17 protein-coding genes and 3 tRNA genes are annotated in these 23077 nt (G+C 38.2%); 14 read left to right on the forward strand and 6 right to left on the reverse strand.

What is annotated here, in order from left to right; all coding sequences use genetic code 11:
- Positions 1-121: 121 nt before the first annotated feature.
- The 6 genes from ahcY to MSG66_RS14100 all read left to right on the forward strand — a co-directional run bounded on the left by ahcY (position 122) and on the right by MSG66_RS14100 (position 9981).
- Positions 122-1504, forward strand: coding sequence for an adenosylhomocysteinase (ahcY, locus tag MSG66_RS14075; protein ID WP_042897237.1), 1383 nt, complete (start codon positions 122-124; stop codon positions 1502-1504).
- A 74-nt stretch (positions 1505-1578) separates the two neighbouring features.
- Positions 1579-2415 carry a methylenetetrahydrofolate reductase [NAD(P)H] gene (metF, locus tag MSG66_RS14080; protein WP_202741545.1) on the forward strand — a complete coding sequence of 279 codons (837 nt, stop codon included), beginning with the start codon at positions 1579-1581 and terminating at the stop codon, positions 2413-2415.
- Between the two features lie 18 nt (positions 2416-2433).
- Positions 2434-3156: a 16S rRNA (uracil(1498)-N(3))-methyltransferase gene (locus tag MSG66_RS14085; RefSeq protein WP_324654429.1), complete on the forward strand. Its 723-nt coding sequence runs from the start codon at positions 2434-2436 to the stop codon at positions 3154-3156.
- Positions 3157-3290: 134 nt separating this feature from the next.
- Complete coding sequence (locus tag MSG66_RS14090; protein WP_133972456.1) at positions 3291-6143, forward strand: putative bifunctional diguanylate cyclase/phosphodiesterase; 2853 nt, start codon at positions 3291-3293, stop codon at positions 6141-6143.
- A gap of 237 nt (positions 6144-6380) precedes the next feature.
- Positions 6381-8651: an NADP-dependent malic enzyme gene (locus MSG66_RS14095; RefSeq protein WP_324654431.1), complete on the forward strand. Its 2271-nt coding sequence runs from the start codon at positions 6381-6383 to the stop codon at positions 8649-8651.
- Positions 8652-8742: 91 nt separating this feature from the next.
- Positions 8743-9981, forward strand: a complete 1239-nt coding sequence (locus MSG66_RS14100) for a multifunctional CCA addition/repair protein (RefSeq protein ID WP_324654432.1) — start codon at positions 8743-8745, stop codon at positions 9979-9981.
- A 42-nt stretch (positions 9982-10023) separates the two neighbouring features.
- Here MSG66_RS14100 and MSG66_RS14105 read toward each other — a convergent pair whose 3' ends face one another.
- A complete protein-coding gene (locus MSG66_RS14105) occupies positions 10024-11199 on the reverse strand; it encodes a S1C family serine protease (protein ID WP_133972452.1) in 1176 nt (391 codons plus the stop codon).
- Between the two features lie 194 nt (positions 11200-11393).
- On the opposite strand from MSG66_RS14105, the gene MSG66_RS14110 reads away from it, so the two are divergent.
- The 6 genes from MSG66_RS14110 to MSG66_RS14135 all read left to right on the forward strand — a co-directional run bounded on the left by MSG66_RS14110 (position 11394) and on the right by MSG66_RS14135 (position 13987).
- Positions 11394-12152 carry a Nif3-like dinuclear metal center hexameric protein gene (locus MSG66_RS14110; protein ID WP_262474335.1) on the forward strand — a complete coding sequence of 253 codons (759 nt, stop codon included), beginning with the start codon at positions 11394-11396 and terminating at the stop codon, positions 12150-12152.
- Positions 12153-12297: 145 nt separating this feature from the next.
- Entirely contained in the window at positions 12298-12924 is a 627-nt protein-coding gene (locus MSG66_RS14115) for a superoxide dismutase (protein WP_133972448.1), read from the forward strand.
- Between the two features lie 146 nt (positions 12925-13070).
- Positions 13071-13146 (forward strand) — tRNA-Asn (locus tag MSG66_RS14120).
- Between the two features lie 8 nt (positions 13147-13154).
- Positions 13155-13230, forward strand: a tRNA-Asn gene (locus MSG66_RS14125).
- 181 nt (positions 13231-13411) lie between these two features.
- A tRNA-Asn gene (locus tag MSG66_RS14130) sits at positions 13412-13487 on the forward strand.
- A 56-nt stretch (positions 13488-13543) separates the two neighbouring features.
- Complete coding sequence (locus MSG66_RS14135) at positions 13544-13987, forward strand: DUF2726 domain-containing protein (protein WP_042898000.1); 444 nt, start codon at positions 13544-13546, stop codon at positions 13985-13987.
- Positions 13988-13997: 10 nt separating this feature from the next.
- Here MSG66_RS14135 and MSG66_RS14140 read toward each other — a convergent pair whose 3' ends face one another.
- The 5 genes from MSG66_RS14140 to glnA form a co-directional block, all read right to left on the reverse strand.
- Complete coding sequence (locus tag MSG66_RS14140) at positions 13998-14198, reverse strand: hypothetical protein (RefSeq protein WP_004643520.1); 201 nt, start codon at positions 14196-14198, stop codon at positions 13998-14000.
- A gap of 106 nt (positions 14199-14304) precedes the next feature.
- Positions 14305-15642 carry an alpha/beta hydrolase gene (locus MSG66_RS14145; protein WP_324654433.1) on the reverse strand — a complete coding sequence of 446 codons (1338 nt, stop codon included), beginning with the start codon at positions 15640-15642 and terminating at the stop codon, positions 14305-14307.
- 114 nt (positions 15643-15756) lie between these two features.
- Positions 15757-16635 (reverse strand): 4-hydroxybenzoate octaprenyltransferase, encoded by an 879-nt coding sequence (ubiA, locus tag MSG66_RS14150; RefSeq protein WP_133972442.1) that lies wholly within the window; start codon positions 16633-16635, stop codon positions 15757-15759.
- Complete coding sequence (locus MSG66_RS14155; protein ID WP_133972440.1) at positions 16632-17141, reverse strand: chorismate--pyruvate lyase family protein; 510 nt, start codon at positions 17139-17141, stop codon at positions 16632-16634. Before MSG66_RS14155 ends, ubiA begins: the two co-directional genes overlap by 4 nt.
- 125 nt (positions 17142-17266) lie before the next feature.
- On the reverse strand, positions 17267-18682 hold the full coding sequence (glnA, locus tag MSG66_RS14160) for a type I glutamate--ammonia ligase (RefSeq protein ID WP_003650573.1): 1416 nt from the start codon (positions 18680-18682) through the stop codon (positions 17267-17269).
- Positions 18683-19411: 729 nt separating this feature from the next.
- Here glnA and MSG66_RS14165 point away from each other — a divergent pair.
- Together MSG66_RS14165 and MSG66_RS14170 are read left to right on the forward strand one after the other, a co-directional pair.
- Positions 19412-20971, forward strand: coding sequence for a peptide MFS transporter (locus tag MSG66_RS14165; protein WP_324654434.1), 1560 nt, complete (start codon positions 19412-19414; stop codon positions 20969-20971).
- Positions 20968-22770: an aminopeptidase P family protein gene (locus MSG66_RS14170; RefSeq protein WP_324654435.1), complete on the forward strand. Its 1803-nt coding sequence runs from the start codon at positions 20968-20970 to the stop codon at positions 22768-22770. The genes MSG66_RS14165 and MSG66_RS14170 overlap by 4 nt, the downstream gene beginning before the upstream one ends.
- The last annotated feature ends 307 nt before the right edge of the window (positions 22771-23077 follow it).

The following is a 23077-nucleotide window of genomic DNA, read 5'->3' on the forward strand; positions in this document are numbered from 1 at the left end:
ACAAATGATCGGCACTAAAGATCAATTTGCCAGGCTCGACAATCGGTTAAACACTCGTTTTAACCAACAACGGCATCCGCGAACAGAACGATCCATACTATTTTTTTCCTAGGAGATCCTGATGAACGCGGTTAATGCTTCATTTACAGATTATAAAGTTGCTGACATCTCACTTGCTGACTACGGTCGTAAAGAAATCAAACTTGCTGAAGCAGAAATGCCAGCTTTAATTGGTTTACGTAAACGTTATGCAGCGTCTAAACCACTCGCTGGTGCAAAAATCCTTGGTTGTATTCATATGACCATTCAAACAGCGGTTCTTATTGAAACGCTTATTGAATTAGGTGCTGAAGTTCGTTGGACTTCATGTAACATTTTCTCAACTCAAGACCATGCTGCTGCTGCAATTGCTGCTCGCGGTATTCCAGTTTTTGCTTGGAAAGGCGAAACTGAAGAAGAATATATGTGGTGCCTTGAACAACAAGTTAATGTTAATGGTCAACCTTGGGATGCCAACATGATCTTGGATGACGGCGGTGACTTAACTGCTCTTGTTCATGACAAATATCCAGCTCTTTTAGAACGCATTCACGGTATTACCGAAGAAACCACAACAGGTGTTCAACGTCTTATCGAAATGTGGAAAGACGGTTCTTTGAAAGTACCTGCAATCAACGTAAATGACTCAGTTACTAAGTCTAAAAACGACAACAAATATGGTTGCCGTCACTCATTAAATGATGCAATCAAACGCGCAACTGACATGCTTTTGTCTGGCCGCCGTGCGCTTGTGATCGGTTATGGTGATGTTGGTAAAGGTTCTGCTCAATCTTTACGTCAAGAAGGCATGATCGTTCGTGTAACTGAAGTTGACCCAATTTGTGCAATGCAAGCATGTATGGACGGCTATGAAGTTGTATCTCCATACAAAAACGGCGTACAAACAGGCAAAAAAGAAGATATTAACCAAGACTTACTTGGCAACACTGACCTTGTTGTAACTACTACTGGTAACTACCACGTATGTGATGCTGCAATGTTAGATAGCTTAAAAGCTGGTGCAGTTGTATGTAATATCGGTCACTTCGACACAGAAATTGATACTGCTTATTTACGTGGTTACAAGTGGGTTGAAGTTAAGCCACAAGTTCACCAAGTTTATCGTTCTGAAGATGAAAATAACTACCTCATTCTTCTTTCTGAAGGTCGCCTTGTAAACCTTGGTAATGCAACTGGTCACCCATCACGCGTGATGGACGGTTCTTTTGCTAACCAAGTGTTAGGTCAAATTCACTTATTCCAAGAGAAATTTGCTGACCTTCCTGCAAACGAAAAAACTGCAAAAATTCGTGTAGAAGTTCTTCCTAAGAAACTTGACGAAGAAGTTGCTGCGGCAATGGTTGCAGGTTTTGGTGGTGTACTTACTCAATTAACTCAAGAGCAAGCTGGCTATTTAGGTGTTGCTGTTGAGGGACCATTCAAGTCTGACGCTTACAAATACTAAGAACTTAAGGGCAGACGGTGAACCGACTGCCCTTTTTTCTAAAAATATTGTTTCGCTGTTTACAAGGATTTGACATGACTAAACGTATACCCATTTCTTTTGAGTTTTTCCCACCGAAAACTGATGCCGGTGCTGAAAAACTTCGTATTGTTCATCAAGAATTACAACCCTTAAATCCAGATTTCTTCTCGATTACCTATGGTGCTGGTGGTTCTACTCGTGAACGTACTCTTGCTGCTATTGACGATTTCAATGGCAAAGGTACACCAGTTGCTCCTCACCTTTCTTGTATTGGTGATGATAAAGCGCGTATTGCTGAGCTACTCGACCTCTATAAAGCGCAAGGCATTAACCGTATTGTCGCTTTACGTGGTGATTTACCTTCTGGTCAAGTCGGACTGGGCGAACTCCCGTATGCTCAAGATTTAGTACGTTTCATTCGTCAGCATTCAGGTGATCATTTTCATATTGAAGTTGCAGCTTATCCAGAAATGCATCCTCAAGCTGAGAATCTTGACTCTGATATCCAACGTTTTATTGAAAAAGTACAAGCTGGTGCTAATGCAGGAATTACTCAATTCTTCTTTAATCCAGATTCATATTTTTATTTTATGGAGCGCTTAGAAAAAGCTGGAGTTAATATTCCGGTGGCTCCTGGCATCATGCCTATTACCAATGCCAGCAACTTAATTCGTTTTGCTGATGGTACTGGTGCAGAAATTCCTCGCTGGATTCGTAAACAATTACAAGCCTATGGTGATGACAGTGAGAGTATTAAAGCTTTTGGTCATGAAGTTGTTGTTAAACTATGTGAACGCCTGATTACAGGTGGTGCACCAAGCTTACATTTCTATTCAATGAATCAAGTCGAACCAACTCGTCAACTTGTCGTTGATCTTGGTTTAAATTAATTTTGTAAGGCGTACCCAATGAATCGTTTTTTTATCGAAACTGAACTTACAGTTGGTTCAACAATTCAACTAACTGAATCAGTATTTCATCATTGGGTGCGCGTTTTACGTGCACAATTACAAGAACAAGCTATTCTCTTTAATGGTCAAGGTGGTGAATATCTCGTGACACTGACCGAAATTAATAAAAAAAATGCATTTATCACGATTGAGAATTTTAACCCCAATAACCGCAGCGCTCCATTTAAAGCTATTCTTGGTCAGGTCATGAGTAAAGGTGACCGAATGGATTATGCCATTCAGAAAGCAACTGAACTTGGGGTAAGTCAAATTCAATTGCTTACAAGCGACCGCTGTGAAATGCGCTTAAAGTATGACCGAGATCAAAAAAAATTAGATCATTGGCAAGCTGTAGCAATTGCAGCTTGTGAACAATGTGGTCTTAACATCGTTCCAGAAGTGTTAGCGCCCATTTCTCTAAGTGAATGGCTAAGCTCTACTCAACTGCCCGCTTCAAAATTTGTTTTAGCCCCAGAAAAAGAACAAAAAGATGTATTAGCTGGTATACAACCTGAACTTGCCTTATTGATTGGACCAGAAGGCGGTTTAAGCGAAAATGAAATTACTCAAGCGAATCAAGCTGGTTTTATGAACTGGTGTATTGGTGACCGTGTTTTACGTACAGAAACTGCGCCTGTCGTTGCTTTATCAATTTTAAATTATCGGTTTTTATCCACCTAAGTTCATTGAACATTGATTAAATCGCTATTTAAAGTTAATTTACTTTTGTTGTATGAATAAAATTTTAAATTCTTTATTACTGATAAATCAGATTCTTTCTGTATATATGTAAAAAAATAGGATAGAAAAATCTTATGTCTGGGCTTCAGGAAGAATATTTACAGCATCAAATAAAAATTGAGCAGCTAAAACTTTCAATTCAACATATACGCTGGTATTTAATTAGCTTAATACTACTCTGTCTAATTTCATATGCTATTTTTGCGTATTATTTTTCAACTGCAATAACAATATTTACTTGGTCTATCGGCGTTACCGTCTTAACTCTTATTTGTTTATTATTTACTCCAAACATCTTACCGCACTACCGTACGACTAATTTTATAAAAAAAACAGATCTTATCCTGCAAGGTACTTGTTTCATTTCAGGTATTTTACTTGGGATAAACATTATAATTATTCATTTTTATCTTCCGCCCGAGTTAGTTTCAGTACCAGATACGCATATTTTAATTGCGTTGTTTATCACGTCAGCTCATATCATTGGTCTTACTTTTCTTACTCAACAGCCTCGATATTTTTATTTTCTGTTTATCCCAAGTACATTGCCCTTATTAATGGCTCAATTCACACACACACCTATTACTCAACTACCTTTTTATTTCGCATACAACTTTGCTTTTGTAGCAACGGTCTTTTGTGCTTACGCAACTCAACGTAACTATCAAAAGATCTCTCAACTATTATTTAAAAATAAACAGCTTGTTCAAATTTCAGATCAGCACACTCAGTGGGCTGAAGAGTTATGTGTACAGCTTCAACAAGAAGTGAATAAATCTAAAGATATTGAAGCACAGCTTCAGTTTAATAACCATTTGCTTGAACAAAAGGTACGTGAACGCACTTACGATCTCACCAAAATGAATGAGCAACTCGAAAACCATCACTACAATTTAGCTTTTGCACATGAAACGGCAGGTATTCGGCCTTGGGACTGGGATATTGAAAATCAAAAATTAGAAATTACGTTTTTCGATCAACAAAAGCAAACACAGACGACCGTTATTCATCTCAATAGCATTTTAGACCGCGTACATCCAAGTGATAAAAAACTTTTTGAAGAACGTTTAAAGCAACATCTGGAAGGAACTACAGATCATTTTAATATTAATTTCAGAATTTTACGTCGAGACGGTTCATGGCGATGGATTCAGGATGTGGGTCGTGTCATTACGAGAGATTCCAAAACACAAAAAGCGCTTCGAATGGTTGGTATGACCCGAGACATACATCAAGAGAAAAAAGATCAAGAACACTTACGACTATCGGCAATTGTGCTTGAACAAGCGGCGGAAGGCATATTTATCTTAGATGAGCACCTGAACTATATTGATATTAACCCTTACTATGAAAAATTAACTGGATTTTCTAAAACAGAACTTCTAAATAAAGAATTGTTTAGTATTACAATTAATCAAAAAGAACTCCAACAACAATTTCATACCTCAATTACCCAGCAGCTCCTCGAAACCGGAGAATATATGGGCCAATTTGATGAAAAGTTTAGTTCTGGTAAAAGTGTATATTTGTGGTTGCACATCAATGTAGTCAAAGATGAGTTCAATCAAATTACTAATTATATTGGATTTGCACGTGATCTCACTGAGCAAAAACGTCAAGAACAGCATCTATCTTATTTGAAAAATTACGATAGTCTCACCCACTTGCCTAATCGCCTTTACTATTACAATCAACTACATCAATATCTTGTAAATCCTTCATATAACATTAAAAACTTAGCATTAATACGAGTAAACATTGACCGTTTTCGCGCCTTCAATGAGTTTTTAAATAATGATAGTGGTGATGAACTTCTTAAACAGTTTGCACAAAGATTACGCTTAATCAATATTAATGCAATTTTGGTTGCTTATTTAAATAGTGACGATTTCGCAATTATTTATGAAATTTCTCCAATTCATCCAAATATTGAGCAATATTGCCAAAATATCTTACAAGCACTTAACGCACCTTTTTATATTGATAATCACGAATATTTTATTACGGCATCTATCGGTGTTGCATGCTTTCCTGAGCATGGCCGACAAATTGATCATCTTAACAACCATGCAGAACAAGCACTTTCAGAAGCAAAACGCTTAGGAGGCAATACCATTTCTTACTATTGCAATAAAGCAGAACATCCCTATAAAACTGCTGACTTAGAACAAGAGTTACGTAAGGCCATTCAAAATAATGAATTTGTCATTTATTACCAGCCCAAAATTAGTCTACAAGATCAATTAATTATAGGTTTTGAAGCATTAATTCGTTGGCAGCATCCCGAAAAAGGATTAGTCATGCCAAATATGTTTATACCTTTTGCTGAGCGTAGTAGCCTGATTTCAGATATTGGCAAAGTCGTTTTAGATAAAGTTGGAAAACAATTACAAGAATGGAAAAATGCAGGCTACGCAAATATTCAAGTCTCTGTAAATATTGTTGCCCAGCAAATACATCGAGGCTTATTACTCAATGATATTGATGAAATTTTGCAGAAATATAATATACAAGGTGCAGATCTCGAACTTGAAATTACTGAGTCAGCCCTCTTGGATAATACTGATAACGTCAAAACGTTATTACATGCGATAAAACAACGAGATATTTCAATCGCCCTAGATGACTTTGGTACTGGTTATTCCTCTTTGGCGTATCTGACAGAATATCCAATTGATGTATTAAAAATTGACCGTGCATTTATTTCTAAAATCGGTGATCACAAACAAGAAGCCATTGTAAATGCCATGATTGCGATGGGTAAAAGTATGGGGCTTAAACTGGTTGCCGAAGGTGTAGAAACAGAGGAACAAGTTGCCTATCTACAAAAACAGCAATGTGATTTTTTACAAGGCTATTTCTTTAGTCGTCCTATCCCAGCTGAGCAGATTATTCCTTATCTACAAACAAATTCTCATATTTCTTAGTTGTTCAAACGGTCGATTTTTACATATGCTGCTTTTTCCAAAAATGAGCGTTTTTGACTGTGAGAAATAAAGAAGTAGTGTTATATTCTTTAGCATTTAGCTCACTACAGGGCTATTGGCAATTCGTCTACTATTCTCTTAATTGATAAAAATTAAAGCATAGTAAAAGAACCGAGTTGCCTTCCCCTGAATGAGTGATTTGACTAGTTTGCTTTTTTGTATCAAATAGAGACTCAGATGGACGATCAATCTTTAAAACAGGCCGCTTTAAATTACCATGAATATCCAAACCCAGGGAAAATCAGCGTCACCCCAAGTAAGCAACTTGTCAACCAACGAGATTTGGCTTTAGCCTACTCACCCGGAGTTGCTGCGCCATGTTTAGAGATTGAACGTGATCCTTCAACTGCTGCTAAATATACAGCACGCGGAAACTTGGTTGCTGTAGTCACTAACGGTACCGCTGTTCTTGGTTTAGGTAATATTGGCCCATTGGCTTCTAAACCTGTAATGGAAGGTAAAGGCGTTCTCTTCAAGAAGTTCGCTGGTGTTGACGTATTTGACATCGAAATTGCAGAAAACGATCCAGATAAAATCGTCGATATTGTTGCCTCTCTTGAGCCAACTTTCGGTGGTATCAACCTCGAAGACATTAAAGCGCCAGAATGTTTCTATATTGAAAAGAAACTTCGTGAACGTATGAAAATTCCTGTATTCCATGACGATCAACATGGTACAAGTATTATTGTAGGTTCAGCTTTGCTTAATGCATTGCAACTTGTAAATAAGAAAATTGATGAAATCAAAATCGTAGCTTCAGGTGCAGGTGCAGCAGCACTTTCATGTTTAGACTTGCTTTGTGCGCTTGGTGCTAAAAAAGAAAATATTATTGTTGCCGATTCTCGTGGTCTATTAACGACTTCTCGCGAAGGGCTTGATGAATCTAAAAAACGTTATGTTCAAGATATTACAGCATCCCAGCTTCATGAAGTAATGACTGGCGCTGATATGTTCTTGGGTCTTTCTGCTGCTGGTATTCTCACCAAAGAAATGGTGAAACAGATGGCTGAAAACCCTATTATTTTTGCTTTGGCAAACCCAGATCCAGAAATTTTACCTGAACATGCACATGAAGTACGCTCTGACGTGATTATGGCAACTGGCCGTTCTGACTATCCAAACCAAGTAAACAACGCATTATGTTTCCCATACATTTTCCGTGGTGCACTTGACGTTGGCGCAACTACTATTAATGAAGATATGAAAATTGCATGTGTACATGCAATTGCGCGTATGGCTCATATTGAAGCTGACGCAGCAACATATGGTGAAAAATCTGCTTCATTCGGTCGTGACTATTTAATTCCACGCCCACTTGATCAACGTTTAATTTTAGAAATTGCACCAGCTGTGGCTAAAGCTGCAATGGACTCAGGTGTAGCAACTCGTCCTATCGAAGATTTCGCTGTGTATCGTCAAAAATTGTCTGAGTTTGTGTATAACTCTGCATTCTTGATGAAACCAATTTTTGCTCAAGCAAAAGCTGATCCTAAACGCATTGCATATGCGGAAGGTGAAGACGAACGCGTATTACGTGCAGTACAAATTGCTGTTGATGAAGATTTAGCTAAACCAATTTTAGTAGGTCGTACGGCTGTAATTGAAGCAAATATCAAAAAATTAGGCCTACGTTTACAACATGGCGTAAATATTGAGATTGTAGATCAAGAACAAAACCCAATGTATGAAGAGTTTTGGAAAGACTACTATCAAACAATGCAACGCAAAGGCATCACTGTTGAATATGCTCAACGTGAAGCTCGTCGCCGTTCAACTTTAATTGCATCTCTACTGGTTAAATTCGGTAAAGCAGACGGTATGTTATGTGGTACTTACAGTAGCTATAACATTCACCTTGACTTTGTACGCAATGTTATCGGTCTTAAAGAAGGCATGAATAACTTCTTCACATTAAATGCATTAATGCTTGAAGATCGCAACTTGTTTATCGCAGATACCTACGTAAACACTAACCCGACTGCTGAACAACTTGCTGAAATGACTATTTTGGCAGCTGAAGAAGTACGTCGCTTTGGCATTACTCCACGTGTAGCTCTGCTTTCTCATTCAAGTTTTGGTAGCGATCAAACCGATTCAAGCGCTCAAAAAATGCGTGAAGTTTACCGTATTTTATCTGAGCAAGCTCCTGAGCTTGAAGTTGAAGGTGAAATGCATGGTGATGCAGCATTAGACGAAAATATTCGTCAATTTGCGTTCCCAGGTTCGCGTTTTAAAGGTTCTGCAAACTTGCTCATTATGCCAAATCTAGATGCAGCAAATATTTCATTTAACTTGTTAAAAGCAACTTCTGGTAACAACGTTACCATTGGTCCAATTTTGCTTGGCGCAGCAAAACCAGTTCATATTTTGACACCGACAGCAACCACTCGTCGTCTTATTAATATGACTGCTTTAACTGTTGCTGAAATCCAGCAATTAGAAAAATAATTTAGAAAGAGCTTTTTACGAAAAGCCTGTCTAATGACTTGAGAAAACCTCTATTCTGTAGCATGATTGCTTGAAGAATAGAGGTTTTTTCATGCAAGTGTATTTAGTAGGCGGTGCCGTCCGAGATTCTCTACTTGGGCATCCCTATCAAGAAAAAGATTATGTTGTGGTCGGAGCAACACCTGAACATATGCTCGCCCAAGGTTTTCAACCTGTAGGCAAAGATTTTCCTGTGTTTCTTCATCCTAAAACTAAAGAAGAATATGCACTTGCACGTACTGAACGAAAGTCCGGTAAGGGCTATCACGGTTTTCAGTTTTTTACCGATACCACAGTAAGTTTAGAAGAAGATTTAATTCGTCGTGATTTAACCATCAATGCCATAGCAATGGATCAAGATGGTAAATTATATGATCCCTATGGCGGTCAGACTGATTTAGAAAATAAAACCTTACGACATGTTTCAGAAGCTTTTGCTGAAGATCCTTTACGTGTTTTACGTGTCGCACGTTTTGCAGCTCGATATTCTTCATATGGCTTTCATATTGCACCTGAAACCTTACAACTCATGCAAACGATGGCGGAATCAGGTGAACTTGACGCCTTAACACCAGAACGTGTGTGGAAAGAAACGTCACGCGCTCTTTTAGAAGATCATGCAGATATTTATTTTCAGACATTACGGGATTGCTGTGCGTTAAAACACCTTTTCCCTGAAATTGATGCTTTGTTTGGTGTACCACAGCGTCCCGAATACCATCCCGAAGTAGACTGCGGCATACATACCCTCATGTCTTTACAGCAAGCGTGTAAGTCAAACTACTCGCTTGATGTTCGGTTTGCTGTTTTAGTACATGATTTGGGTAAAGCATTAACTCCAGCTAACGAACTTCCTCGCCATATCATGCATGAAGAACGCGGAGTGAAACCCGTTACCGAATTATGTGAACGTTTAAAGGTTCCAACTCAAACTCGACAGTTGGCTTTATCGGTGTGTAAAGAACACTTAAAATGTCATCAGATTATGTCGTTAAAACCAGGAACTGTATGGCGTTTATTACAACGTCTTGATGTATTACGTCGTCCTGAGAGAGTGGAAGCTTTTGTGCAGGCATGTGAGTGCGATGCTAAAGGAAGACTAGGCTTAGAAGATCGTCCCTATCCTCAAGCTCAATATATGTTAGATGCAATGCAAGTGGTTCGCTCTATTAAAGTTCAGGACTTACCAGAGAACATTAAGGGTGCTGAAATTGGTGAAATGTTAATTCAATATCGCATTGATGCTTTAACTGAGTTCAAACATCAACATCAACCCCCTACACATTCTTAATTTAAGCCAATAAAAAAGCCTCATTACGAGGCTTTTTTGTCTCTATTGTTTAGGTAACGGTATAAATTGAGATTGACTATTTTGGTTTTTTCTTTCACCAACTGTTACCACAAAGTTTTCTTGCTTCCCAGCTCGCTCAATCATTACATTAATTTCGCTATTAGGCGCTTGTAATGCAACATAATTAATCAAATGAGATGCCGAAGTGATTGGTTGATTATTTACCTGAACAATCTTATCACCGACTTTTATACCGGCTGAAGCTGCTGGCCCATTTTTCAAGACATCTGCAACCAAAACACCAATTTGTTGTTTCGGTGCTAATACATCTTCTTGTGTAGGTGGCACTAAACTAATGCCTAACCATCCACGTACAACACGACCATCTTTCAAAATCGAGTTTAATACTTGTTGGCAGATTTTAGCTGGAATTGCGAAACCAATGCCTAAAGAGCCACCTGACTGAGAGAAAATAGCGGTATTTACCCCAATTAAGTTACCAGCGACATCAATTAAAGCTCCGCCTGAGTTACCTGGGTTAATTGCAGCATCTGTTTGAATGAAATCTTCATAGGTATTGATGCCTAAATCGGAGCGTTCGGTAGCAGAAATAATACCTTGAGTTACCGTTTGCCCTACTCCAAATGGGTTACCAATCGCCAAGACAACATCACCCACTTCATTCCCACTCAACTTAAATGGCAATACAGGTAATTTATCTAAATCGATTTTAATTACAGCTAAATCCGTATCTGGATCTGTTCCAACAATAGTTGCTTCTGCACGGCGTCCATCACGTAATGCAACTACAATTTGGTCGGCCTGAGCAATTACATGATTATTGGTAAGAATATAACCATCAGCACGTACAATAACCCCAGAGCCTAGACTATTTTCATTTTGCTGTTGTTGTTCAGGAACCTGATTTCCAAAAAATTCGCGGAATACTGGATCACTTAACAATGGATGATTTTGTTTAACTTTCTGGGTCGTAAAAATATTGACGACTGCTGGAGCTGCAACTTTTACCGCTGCACTATAAGACACCACCCCACCCGTTCGTGAAGTATTAACCAGTGGTTCAACTTTCTCGGCAGGCATTTGCACCCCATCAACTGCAACAGTTGGTTTCGGCTGATGGTATTTTTGCCATGCAATAAAACTGGCAATTACAATAATAAGTAACACCCAAGGTAACCATGTAAAGGTGCGGCGCACGTTCATATCCTCTACGCAAAGAAGTTTTTAATTAAATTAATATATTGAACAAAAAGAGTTTTCAGTTAAGCATTTTAAATTAAATATGTCGATATACATAAAAAACTCAAAAAAGATTTGTCTAGCTTTAGTTACACAACAAAATATGTTTCTATAGCTTTAGCAATTATTTACTACTCAATTCAGGAAATATCATGGCGAATTTGCATGAAATTATTCAGTGGTGCGACCAAACCTTAAAAGCAGCAGAATTTAAAGATTACGCACCAAATGGCCTGCAAATTGAAGGTTCAACTGAAGTAAAACGTATCGTTTGTGCCGTTACTGCGTCAGAAGATGCAATTGATGCAGCGATTGCTCAAAATGCCGATCTATTACTCGTACATCATGGTTATTTTTGGAAAGGCGAACCGTACCCAATTACAGGAATGCGAGGCAACCGCATTAAAAAACTCATTCAAAATAATATTTCACTCGTGGCTTACCACCTGCCTTTAGATGCACATCCAAGTTTGGGTAACAATGTCGCCATTGCAGAAAAATTGGGCTTACACCATTTAGAGCCACTCGATTTAGCCGAAAAGCATCCAATTGGAAATATTGGATATTTAGAGCAAGCTGTTTCTATTGAAGAGTTTAAATCAAAATTACAAGATAGCTTTGATTTTAAAGTAATTCATTTACCAGCCGAGAAGCAAAGCATTCAAAAAGTAGGCTTTTGTACGGGTGGCGCGCAAGATTTTATTGCTAAAGCGGCTTTGCAAAATTGCGATGCTTATATTTCAGGTGAAGTCAGTGAACGGACTTTCTATGAAGCAAAAGAATTAGGCGTTCACTATTTTGCATGTGGTCACCATGCAACTGAACGCTACGGAGTTCAACGTTTAGCCCAAGCAATTTCAAAACAATTTTCAATTGAATCTGAATATTTTGAATTGAATAATCCGATTTAATTAAGTCTTTTTTTCAATCTGTGTTATGCGTATTAATTAGATCTTTATTGTGTATAGTTCTTTAAAACGATGCCCTATTGTGAACAGAATCATTTACAATAGAGCCACTTAATTGTATAACCCAGCAAATGCAAGGAATAGGAACATGACAACCATTACTTTACCTGCACTTCCATATGGCTATGATGATTTAGCGCCACATATTAGTAAAGAAACTTTAGAATACCATCACGATAAACACCACAATACCTATGTTGTTAACTTAAACAACTTAATCAAAGGAACTGACCTTGAAGGTAAAACTTTAGAAGAAATCATCCAAGCAACTGCTGGTGATACATCTAAAGCTGGTATTTTCAATAACGCTGCTCAAGTTTGGAACCATACATTCTATTGGAATTCTATGAAGCCAAATGGTGGTGGTAAGCCTACTGGCGCAATCGCTGCTAAAATTGACGAAGCTTTTGGTAGCTACGAAAAATTTGCAGAAGAATTTACTGCTGCTGCAACAACTCAATTCGGTTCAGGTTGGGCTTGGTTAGTTGCTGATGAAGTAAACGGTAAATTATCTATTACTAAAACTTCTAATGCAGACACTCCGCTTGCACATGGTCAAATTGCTGTATTAACAATTGACGTATGGGAACATGCTTACTACATCGATTTCCGTAACTTACGTCCTAAATACATCGCAACTTTCTTAGAAAGCCTTGTGAACTGGGACTATGCAAACGCGAAACTTGCAGGTCAACCAGCTGGTGTAGAGAAATAATTTTATTTCTTTATAAAAAACCACCCTATTTTGGGTGGTTTTTTTATTTTTAATACTAAAAAAGCATATTAATCAAGCAAACGATTCATTTTCTTTAATATTCTTATTGACGCTTTTAGATTTCATCCATAAAATGCGCATCAGATTCTCCAATAGCTCAGTCGGTAGAGCGACGGACTGTTAATCCGCAGGTCCCTGGTTCGAGCCCAGGTTGGAGAGCCATCTACTAATCTCCCATAGCTCAGTCGGTAGAGCGACGGACTGTTAATCCGCAGGTCCCTGGTTCGAGCCCAGGTGGGAGAGCCAAGATTCTAAAAGCCCGCATCTATTGCGGGCTTTTTCTTTTCTAATCATTTAAAGTTTTGCTATTATTTTTAATAAAATCAATGTTTCGAATATTTTTAAACCAAACGATTAGATATTCTCACTAATTCCATTATTAAGACTTGACCCAGCCCCCTTTCCTGCCTAAAATCCTTTTCCAGATTCTCCAATAGCTCAGTCGGTAGAGCGACGGACTGTTAATCCGCAGGTCCCTGGTTCGAGCCCAGGTTGGAGAGCCAAGATTCTTAAAAACCCACTCATCATGAGTGGGTTTTTATTTATATGATGCCTTCACATGTTCGAATCGAGTCACTTATTTTTTATTGTTTTAGGTTGCGTAAGCACCTGCATTTTTCTTGTTATTTGTTTACGTCCGTATTTATTTCCAAAACAAAAATTCTTTGCTCGTCCTGTCATTACCAACTTTGAAACTCAAATGTTTATCCGTTTAAAACAAAGTTTTCCAAGTTATCATGTTTTAGCACAAGTGGCTTTTAGCGCTTTAATTACCAGTAAGGACTATAAAATTCGTAGTCAGTTCAACCGTAAAGTTACTGACTTTGTTGTGCTTAATGACAAGATGGAAGTAATTGCCATTATTGAGTTAGATGACCCTTCTCACCTTGAAAAAGCGGAAGAAGATCGTATTCGTGATCAAATGCTCACAGAAGCAGGTTACCTTGTAAAACGCTACACAAGTATTCCGACTGTACGTCAGCTACAGAAGGATATTCATTAGAACGCTAGTGTTATTTCTTTTCAGAATTTGCTGCTTCTTTCTCAGCTATTCTTTTTGCCATTTCTAGACGTTGCTGTTCATATTGTTTTTTAGTTTTAGCATCACTTTTTGCAGCCAAGAAAAGAATTCCAATAATCAGAAAAGGAATAAGTAAACCTAATCCCATTAATAGCCAAGGAACAGATTTTTTTTCAACAGTTGGCTGGCTCATAAGTGCTTCAAACTCAAACGGTATCGATTTCAGAATGCGTAACAATATAACAAAAAAAGGGCCCTCTTTAGGACCCTTTTAACTTGAATATTTTAAATACAAAAAATTATTGTGCTACTCCAGTACATTCTTGTTTTCCACTTGCATCAATTATCGATGGGTCTACAACAGCATTTGTCTTAGCAGGCATATTCGTTTGTATAAATTGATAGATATCAGCATTTTTACAAACAATGGCTTGGGTATGTGTCGCATTTTCTACTAGATCTAGTTTAATGTTAGGTGAACCCAAACTTACCAGTCCAGCCACCATCATTTGAGTAATTGGATAAGGGACATTGGTATCAAGCTTACCTTGAGCAATATATACAGGTTTATCTAAACGTTTTGTACCAGGCTGACTTGCGAGTAGAAATTTCTGAACAGTCTCATTTGACTTAAAATTATTAGCATCAAGTCCGGGATAATCCATAACTTTTTTATCTGGGTTATCAATCATAAATCTAATAATATCTTCTTTAAATTTATTAATTAGACTAAGGCTCGGATCAGCACTATCTAAACACAGACCATTTTCTCCAGTACTTCCTTCTGCAAACTCAGCTAAAGGCTTTGTTCTTGTTTGAAATATATCTCTATATTCAAACCGTGGTTCATAGGCTTTAATACCAACACCAGTTAAAGCTGCATAAGCTAGCAGGGTCGCATAAGAGTCAACAGATACTCTTTTATCTAAAGCTACATTACCTGCAATTTCTTGCTGCTCAATTAATGCTAATGCATTTGGTGCCACATCAAGAATAATTATTCCCAAGCTCGATGCAGGCGCGCCTGCAACCGCACCTTTATATGTTATATCTGTATTTGCATATTCAGCAGTTCCTATAGATGCCTGACCTCCTTGTGACTGACCTATAGACATCCAATCACCATTTAACTGAGTACCATAATGATCTTTTGCTGCTTTAACAGCGGCTAATGCTGATTTAGCTTCACTATCTAAATTAAGATATGGATGGATTCCTTTTGTACCAAGACCTTCGTAATCTGGTGCCACAATCACATAACCAGCTGCCAATAATGTATCCGCTAGAATTTTGAAGCGTGGATTAATCGTATTGTTGCTTGGGGCACAACTATCCCCTACGCCTACTGTGCCGTGCTCCCATACCACTACGCGATACCCATCCTTAGGCTGAGTCGCTTTAGGAAACATCACTAGCGCCGTTGCTTCAGCAGTTTTCCCTTGTACATTGACCATGTTATAAGTCATGACTTTTATAGATGAAGCACCCTCTAAACTATCCTTAGAATAGGCTTTTTCAGAAATATATGTTTTATCAGGATTTACGCCAATAAAGTCATTATCATCGTCATTACATGCTGCAAGAAATAATGCTGAAACCGATAATGTTATAGCTAAAGCAATTTTTGACCGTTTCATAAAATATCCTTTTTATGTTATGTGTTATTTATTCCGCATATTTTTATGCACAAATATTAAGACATAAAAAAAGTGCTCTGCATAGAACACTTTTCAACCTTACGGTCATTTTTACTATATGAAATTTAAAACTATTCCCAGAAAAATGATTAATCCAACCCAGCGATTGTGACGGAATGCCCAAAAACAGACTTGAGGGTTGCGGTCTTTAGTTTTAATTGTTTGATATATAAAATCGAATGCAACAACAATCAAAGCAATGATCGCCCATGGAAATAAAATATTTTCTAAATACAGTGCCGAACCAATCAAAACAAGACTGGTTGCTTGTAAAAGCGCAATAATCTGGATGTCATATCGACCAAAAAGAATAGCTGTAGATTTCACACCAATCTTTAAATCATATTCACGGTCAGTAATGGCATATTGAGTGTCATAAGCGACTGTCCAAGCTAGATTACCAAAATAAAGAAGCCAGCACGTTATATCTAAAGGCTTACCCATCGCAGTAAATGACATCGGAATTCCCCAAGAAAACGCCATACCTAAAACAACTTGAGGTAAGTGCGTATACCTTTTCATAAAGGGATATATAAATGCCAAAACCAAACCACCTAGTGCACAATAGAATGTCGCTATAGGTAAAAAAAACAAAGTACAAGCACTAGCAAATACTAGAGCTAAAAATACATATATTGCTTCTCTCGGACGAATTACCCCAGTTGCTAATGGACGTGTTTTAGTGCGTTCAACATGTGCGTCTACTTTACGGTCCGCAAAGTCATTAATGGCACAACCAGCAGCACGCATAAAAATTGTACCTAAGACCATTGCCAAAAGAATATGCAATGGCGGCATTCCTTCTGCCGCAACCCAAAGTGCCCACATGGTTGGCCAAAAGACCAGTTCTGTTCCAATCGGCTTATCAAATCGACATAGATAATAGTATGCTTCTAAACGCTGACGCCATGTGGTATCTGTTGCAGTCGTCATAGTAGTTCCTTGTCGTTCTGCTGATTTAAAAAAGCTTCAAAAGCCGGTAAGAATGTTTCTTGAACAATAAATTTACACCCATGCCAAGTATAGCAACTTTGTCGCGTCCACCCTTCTGGCAAACGAATGACACGGCGGTCACAAAGTGGTGTCGTTCTTTGAAATAGGAAACGTCCAATCGGCTTAGAACCAATGTGCTGAAATATGCGGGCTTTTTTTTGTAGGCTTAGAATAGGAAAAATACTTTTTGCTTTCACCCATGGCTCTACCTCACTGCCATATAAATAAGTCTCGCGCACCCATGAGGTGTGAGTATGAGGTATATTCATCCATTGGCTATCTGCAAAAGTTAAACGCTGAAAGTGTTCTTTAAAAGGTTTTACACTGAACTGGCCATCACCAAGATCAGTCAATTGTTGAGTCAGAGAACCGGACGCATACAACCATGTTTTCAACTCAGGATTTAAAGTCTTTTCCTGTTTAAGTACTGGTTGCCGTTTACGCATAATCTGCTCACATGAAAACTCGCACTTAGTTTACCCCAATTTTTTGATAAAAAACGTAGAGAATTCAATCAACATTCTGAGCAATAAAAAAGCCTGCATAAGCAGGCTTTTTTACAAAATACGTATTACAAGCTGTAGTACATATCAAATTCAACTGGGTGAGTAGTCGTGTTAAGACGACGGACATCTTCAGTTTTAAGTTCGATGTATGCATCAAGCATTTCTTTAGTGAACACGCCGCCTTTTAACAAGAATTCGTGATCTGCTTGAAGTGCTTCAAGAGCCATATCTAAGCTATGAGCAACTGTTGGGATTTTTGCTTCTTCTTCAGGAGGAAGATCATACAAGTTCTTATCAGCAGCTTCGCCCGGATGGATCTTGTTTTGAATACCGTCGATACCAGCCATTAACAATGCAGCGAAACCTAAGTACGGGTTCATCATTGGGTCTGGGAAACGAGCTTCGATACGCTTACCTTTAGGGCTAGAAACGTATGGAATACGGATAGACGCAGAGCGGTTACGCGCTGAGTAAGCAAGCATGATTGGTGCTTCGAAGTGAGGAACCAAACGCTTGTATGAGTTTGTAGATGGGTTTGTGATTGCATTCAATGCACGAGCATGCTTGATAACACCACCGATAAAGTACAATGCCATTTCAGAAAGGCCTGCATATTCATCACCAGCAAACAAGTTCTTGCCATCTTTAGAGATAGACATATGAACGTGCATACCAGAACCGTTATCACCTACCATTGGTTTAGGCATAAAGGTTGCAGTTTTTGCATATTGGTGCGCAACGTTCCAAACAGCATATTTGAACTGTTGAACTTCGTCAGCTTTGCGTACAAGTGTATTGAAGCTCACACCAATTTCTAATTGGCAAGAAGCAACTTCGTGGTGATGCACTTCTACACGACCTGGGCCCATGATGTCTTCGATTTTCGCACACATTTCTGCACGCATATCTTGTGAAGAATCAACCGGAGGAACTGGGAAGTAACCGCCTTTAACACGTGGACGGTGACCAGAGTTACCTGACTCGTAATCTTTACCAGTAGACCAAGCAGCTTCTTCAGCGATTAATGTATGACGAGCGCCAGACATATCGATGTCCCACTTCACTTCGTCAAATACAAAAAATTCTGGTTCTGGACCAAAGAATGCAGTATCACCGATACCTGTAGATTTTAAGTATTCTTCTGCACGGCGAGCAATCGAACGTGGGTCACGCTCGTAACCTTGACCAGTTGAAGGTTCAATAACGTCACAAGTCACAACAACAGTTGGTTCAGCAAAGAACGGGTCAACAAAACCAGTTTCTGCATCTGGACGTAAAATCATGTCAGATGCTTCAATACCTTTCCAACCAGCGATTGAAGAACCATCAAACATTTTACCGTCTTCAAAAGTATCTTCATCAATAGAATCAGCTGGGTAAGTCACGTGCTGTTCTTTACCCTTAGTATCAGTAAAGCGAAAATCGACCCATTTTGCGCCACTTTCTTGTATGAGTTGAAGGACCTTGTTCGCCATGCTCATTTTGCTCCAATGAAATTTTGTTGCACTTGTTAAGTGCGTGTTAATTGCTGGTATTTATAAAGCAAATCTCATACCAACTTTATAAGACTTACCTAAAACATTGAATTGCTTATAACTATCCATGATTTAGGTCCCTTGTCCTGAACCCATTATACTGTTTGCATAGTTAAATGCACCATATTCAGACATTTTCAAATTATGGCATACAAGAACAGCGCGCAATCGCCCTAATTTAGTGCAAAATTGTTGCGCTAATATGACCCATCGCATCAATATCTAGCAATAATTCATGATCATAATACTTTCTTATATAGAAAGCTGGCATTCTTATTACAAAGAATGAAAATAATAAATGATGACTTATGAAATTTTAACCTTTAGCTGAGAACACCAATCTCCTCTGCCTTTGCAAAAAAGGTTTAAATATAAATATCGCCTTAAATAATAGTTCTCGAAAGCTTAAAAAGCCATCTATTGCGTCATATCCCCCTATTAAAATATGGAAGTTTTATAAAATTATTTTTCTTTCTCTTACGAAGCTCTCTACCGCAAGGCAAATTTTGATCAGCTTTGGTGCACCCAGAGACTGAAGGGAATTTTTTACCATTTGTTATATACCTTTTTTATACATGACAAACTTGCTTTTCAATTTAAAAAAATCTAAAAAATAAAACATAACTTTTTTTTATAATTAAACAAACTAAAAGTTTGGTTTATTTAACTACAAATATGTTCAAAGGATTTGAAATGAAGCATGAACTCAAACAATGCGACACAGCTTTTTTCGGCCATCCAAAACCCTTAAAAACTTTATTTTTTACTGAACTGTGGGAACGGTTTTCTTACTATGGAATTCGTCCTTTGTTGGTTCTTTACATGGTTGCGATGGTCAATGACGGTGGTTTAGGTCTTGACCGCCCTACCGCAGCAGCAATTGTTGGGTTATTTGCTGGCTCTATGTATTTAATGACCGTTTTAGGCGGTTGGATTGCCGACAACTGGTTAGGTCAGGCACGATCTGTCTGGTATGGCTCCCTCATTATTGCATTAGGTCATTTATCGATTGCACTTACTCCTATCTTTCATCAATTCTTTTTTTATTTCGGTTTAGTTCTTATTGTTATTGGTTCGGGGTTATTTAAAACCTGTATTTCAGTAATTGTCGGAACGTTATATAAAGCCCAAGATAATAGACGTGATGCCGGTTTCTCCATTTTTTATATGGGGATTAATATGGGGTCGTTTATTGCCCCGCTTATTACAGGTATATTGGCTCGCGATCATGGCTGGCATCTGGGTTTTGGGATTGGCGGTCTTGGAATGTTGGTTGCCTTACTCATTTTCCGTGCATTAGCAATTCCACAACTACAGTCTTTCAATCAATTGCGCCAACAAAATGACAACTGGAATAAGCCCGTTGTAGAAAATAAAAATGCCCCAAAAATTGCTTTCTCATTTTTATTCAGTGTTGCAGTCGTTATTGCTCTTACTTTCTTTGGCGTTATTCATATCAATCCAGTCGCAGTAGCCACTTATTTAACAGTTGGAATATGCATTGGAATTATCGCTTATTTTATCTATTTATTATTTTTCCTTGGCTTAGAACAACATGAAAAATTTAAAATTATTATTTGCTTTGTTTTATTAGCGACCTCTGCGCTATTTTGGTCTGCCTTTGAGCAAAAACCAACATCTTTTAACCTATTTGCTCAAGATTATACGGACCGTATTGTTTTCGGATTTGAAATTCCGGCAGTATGGTTCCAATCCATCAATGCACTTTTTATTATTATTTTTGCCCCAATTGCAGCATGGTTATGGGCGAAGCTAGGTAAATCGAATAAAGACCCAAGTTATATCAGTAAATTTATTATCGCGCTTTTACTAGCAGCGGGCGGCTTTCTACTTATGTCTTTTGCCAGTCGTTTCGCCATTGCTGGTGGCTTAGTTTCACCATTTTGGTTAGTCGGTACATTATTTTTACTTACCATAGGCGAACTTTGCTTAAGCCCCATTGGTTTATCTACCATGACTAAACTTGCCCCCGATGTCATACGCGGTCAAATTATGGGTCTGTGGTTTACTGGCTCAGCTTTAGGTAATCTCATAGCTGGTTTAATTGGCGGGCACGTATCGGCAGATGGTATTAATCATTTACCTACCCTCTTTATGAGATGTGTTTTGGCACTAGTAGTTGGCGCAATCGTGTTATTTTTATTAAAGAAACCTATTTATAGATTAATGAACAAAAGTACCAGTAAAGTTCAACCTGACTTGGAAACTATATGACCGATTTAACTGTTCCAGAAAAACTTGAGAAACTTCGTGAACTCATGCGCAATCAGCAGGTTCATGCTTTGGTTGTGATGAGCGCTGATCCACATATGTCAGAATATTTACCGGATTACTGGAAAGCAAGACAATGGCTCAGTGGTTTTAGTGGTTCTGTTGGTACGCTCGTAGTCACTCAAAACTTTGCAGGTCTATGGGCAGATGGTCGCTATTGGGTACAAGCTGAGCAACAACTTGTTGGAACTGGCTTTAATCTTCAAAAGCTGACCAGTGATGAGTCTTCAATGCATCTCGCTTGGATTGAAAAAAATCTACAACCAGAATCAGTCATTGCGGTAAATGGACATACCTTATCGATTCAGCAATTTAAGGCGCTCGAACATACTGCAAGACTTAATAATTATAAACTCAAGACCCAGCAAGATTTAATCGGAGAGATTTGGTTAGACCGTCCAGAACTACCATCTGAAAAAATCCATTTAATGCCTGAAGGGCTAAATGCGCTATCTCGTAAAGAAAAAATTCAGGCTATTCGTGAGACTTTACATAGCAAGAATATTTCGGGGCATTTCATTTCATCTTTAGATGATATTGCATGGGTCCTAAATGCACGTGGACAAGATGTGGAATATAACCCTGTATTCCTGTCTCATTTATATATTAGTAAAAATCAAGCTGTTCTTTTCATTGATGCGGACAAAGTTGATATAAGCATTCAGCAAGCTTTGGCAGCCGATGGTATTGAAATTGTTGATTACAAAGATACGGCTAAGTTTTTAGCAAATATTTCTGATCCATCTGTGCTTTTAGATCCGGCCAAAGTATCGATTTTTCATGAACAAGCCATCGCAAAAGATATTCAAGTTGTATACGACATCAACCCAAGTACACTTTTTAAATCGCGTAAGCATGAAAGCGAAATTGCTCATATCCGTCATGCAATGATTAAAGATGGGGTCGCGCTTTGCCACTTTTTCCATTGGTTGGAAAAAGCACTTCATCATGGTGAACGCATTTCAGAACTGACAATAGATGAGAAGATTACTGCCTACCGCGCTCAGCAAGACGGATTTATAGGACCAAGTTTTTCAACTATTTCCGGCTTTAATGCCAATGGCGCTCTACCTCACTACCGCGCAACTGAGGAGCACTATTCATTTATTGAAGGCGATGGGTTATTGCTGATTGACTCAGGTGGGCAATATGTTGATGGTACAACGGATATTACTCGTGTAGTTCCAGTGGGGGTGCCAACATCTCAACAAAAACGTGACTATACCTTGGTTTTAAAATGTCATATTACTTTGGCAAAAACTATTTATCCAGAAGGTTTAGCTGCACCGCTACTCGATTCAATTTGTCGACATACCTTATGGCAACATGGTCTAGATTATCGCCATGGAACAGGACACGGCGTAGGTTTTGCTCTTAATGTTCATGAAGGACCTCAAGTTCTCTCTTATTACGCACCTATACATGCCCACAGCAAATTACGTGAGGGAATGATTCTTTCCAATGAACCTGGTCTTTATCATGAAGGACAATATGGTATTCGCATTGGGAATCTGGTGGCAAACCGTCTTCACTCTGGGTTTGAAAAAACTTACGGTGAATTTTTAGAGTTTGAAACACTCACGCTTTGTCCAATTCATTTAGATTGTATCGTTGTTGATATGCTCAATAATGAAGAGAAAGACTGGCTAAATACCTATCACCAAATGGTTCAAGAAAGACTAGCTGAACATTTGTCTGGCGAGGTTTTAGACTGGCTGATTTACAACACTCGTGCGATTTAATCTTCTCTTTTGACTCAGGCAGAATAATTTTTATTTCTAATGAAAATCTTATTCTGCCTTAATTGTAGTGATCACTATTTTTAAACAGATTAAGGTGTATCAAAGCTGATTGGTTTCAGCAAATTTCTAACGAATAAATAGCTTCTTATTTTTTTCTAATTACGTAAAAATTGAATTTATCAAACTCATAAAGCTAATCGGACTTTTTCATCGATATTTCATCAACTATTAGCCATCAAAAAAAATTTAATTCTTATTAGTGATTAAGAAACATACTGGTAACTATAAAAAGGTAGCTTTGAAGAAA

This window comes from Acinetobacter sp. IK31, assembly GCF_035615195.1.
Lineage (GTDB): Bacteria > Pseudomonadota > Gammaproteobacteria > Pseudomonadales > Moraxellaceae > Acinetobacter > Acinetobacter calcoaceticus_C.

Excerpts from the sequence above, each read along its gene's own strand:
- MSG66_RS14110 (WP_262474335.1), top strand. The coding sequence starts at position 11,394 with ATGGCGAATTTGCATGAAATTATTCAGTGGTGCGACCAAACCTTAAAA.
- MSG66_RS14170 (WP_324654435.1), top strand. The coding sequence starts at position 20,968 with ATGACCGATTTAACTGTTCCAGAAAAACTTGAGAAACTTCGTGAACTC.
- MSG66_RS14165 (WP_324654434.1), top strand. The coding sequence starts at position 19,412 with ATGTTCAAAGGATTTGAAATGAAGCATGAACTCAAACAATGCGACACA.
- MSG66_RS14115 (WP_133972448.1), top strand. The coding sequence starts at position 12,298 with ATGACAACCATTACTTTACCTGCACTTCCATATGGCTATGATGATTTA.
- glnA (WP_003650573.1), bottom strand. The coding sequence starts at position 18,682 with ATGAGCATGGCGAACAAGGTCCTTCAACTCATACAAGAAAGTGGCGCA.
- ahcY (WP_042897237.1), top strand. The coding sequence starts at position 122 with ATGAACGCGGTTAATGCTTCATTTACAGATTATAAAGTTGCTGACATC.
- MSG66_RS14155 (WP_133972440.1), bottom strand. The coding sequence starts at position 17,141 with ATGCGTAAACGGCAACCAGTACTTAAACAGGAAAAGACTTTAAATCCT.
- MSG66_RS14085 (WP_324654429.1), top strand. The coding sequence starts at position 2,434 with ATGAATCGTTTTTTTATCGAAACTGAACTTACAGTTGGTTCAACAATT.
- ubiA (WP_133972442.1), bottom strand. The coding sequence starts at position 16,635 with ATGACGACTGCAACAGATACCACATGGCGTCAGCGTTTAGAAGCATAC.
- MSG66_RS14100 (WP_324654432.1), top strand. The coding sequence starts at position 8,743 with ATGCAAGTGTATTTAGTAGGCGGTGCCGTCCGAGATTCTCTACTTGGG.
- MSG66_RS14135 (WP_042898000.1), top strand. The coding sequence starts at position 13,544 with ATGTTCGAATCGAGTCACTTATTTTTTATTGTTTTAGGTTGCGTAAGC.
- MSG66_RS14095 (WP_324654431.1), top strand. The coding sequence starts at position 6,381 with ATGGACGATCAATCTTTAAAACAGGCCGCTTTAAATTACCATGAATAT.
- MSG66_RS14145 (WP_324654433.1), bottom strand. The coding sequence starts at position 15,642 with ATGAAACGGTCAAAAATTGCTTTAGCTATAACATTATCGGTTTCAGCA.
- MSG66_RS14090 (WP_133972456.1), top strand. The coding sequence starts at position 3,291 with ATGTCTGGGCTTCAGGAAGAATATTTACAGCATCAAATAAAAATTGAG.
- MSG66_RS14140 (WP_004643520.1), bottom strand. The coding sequence starts at position 14,198 with ATGAGCCAGCCAACTGTTGAAAAAAAATCTGTTCCTTGGCTATTAATG.
- metF (WP_202741545.1), top strand. The coding sequence starts at position 1,579 with ATGACTAAACGTATACCCATTTCTTTTGAGTTTTTCCCACCGAAAACT.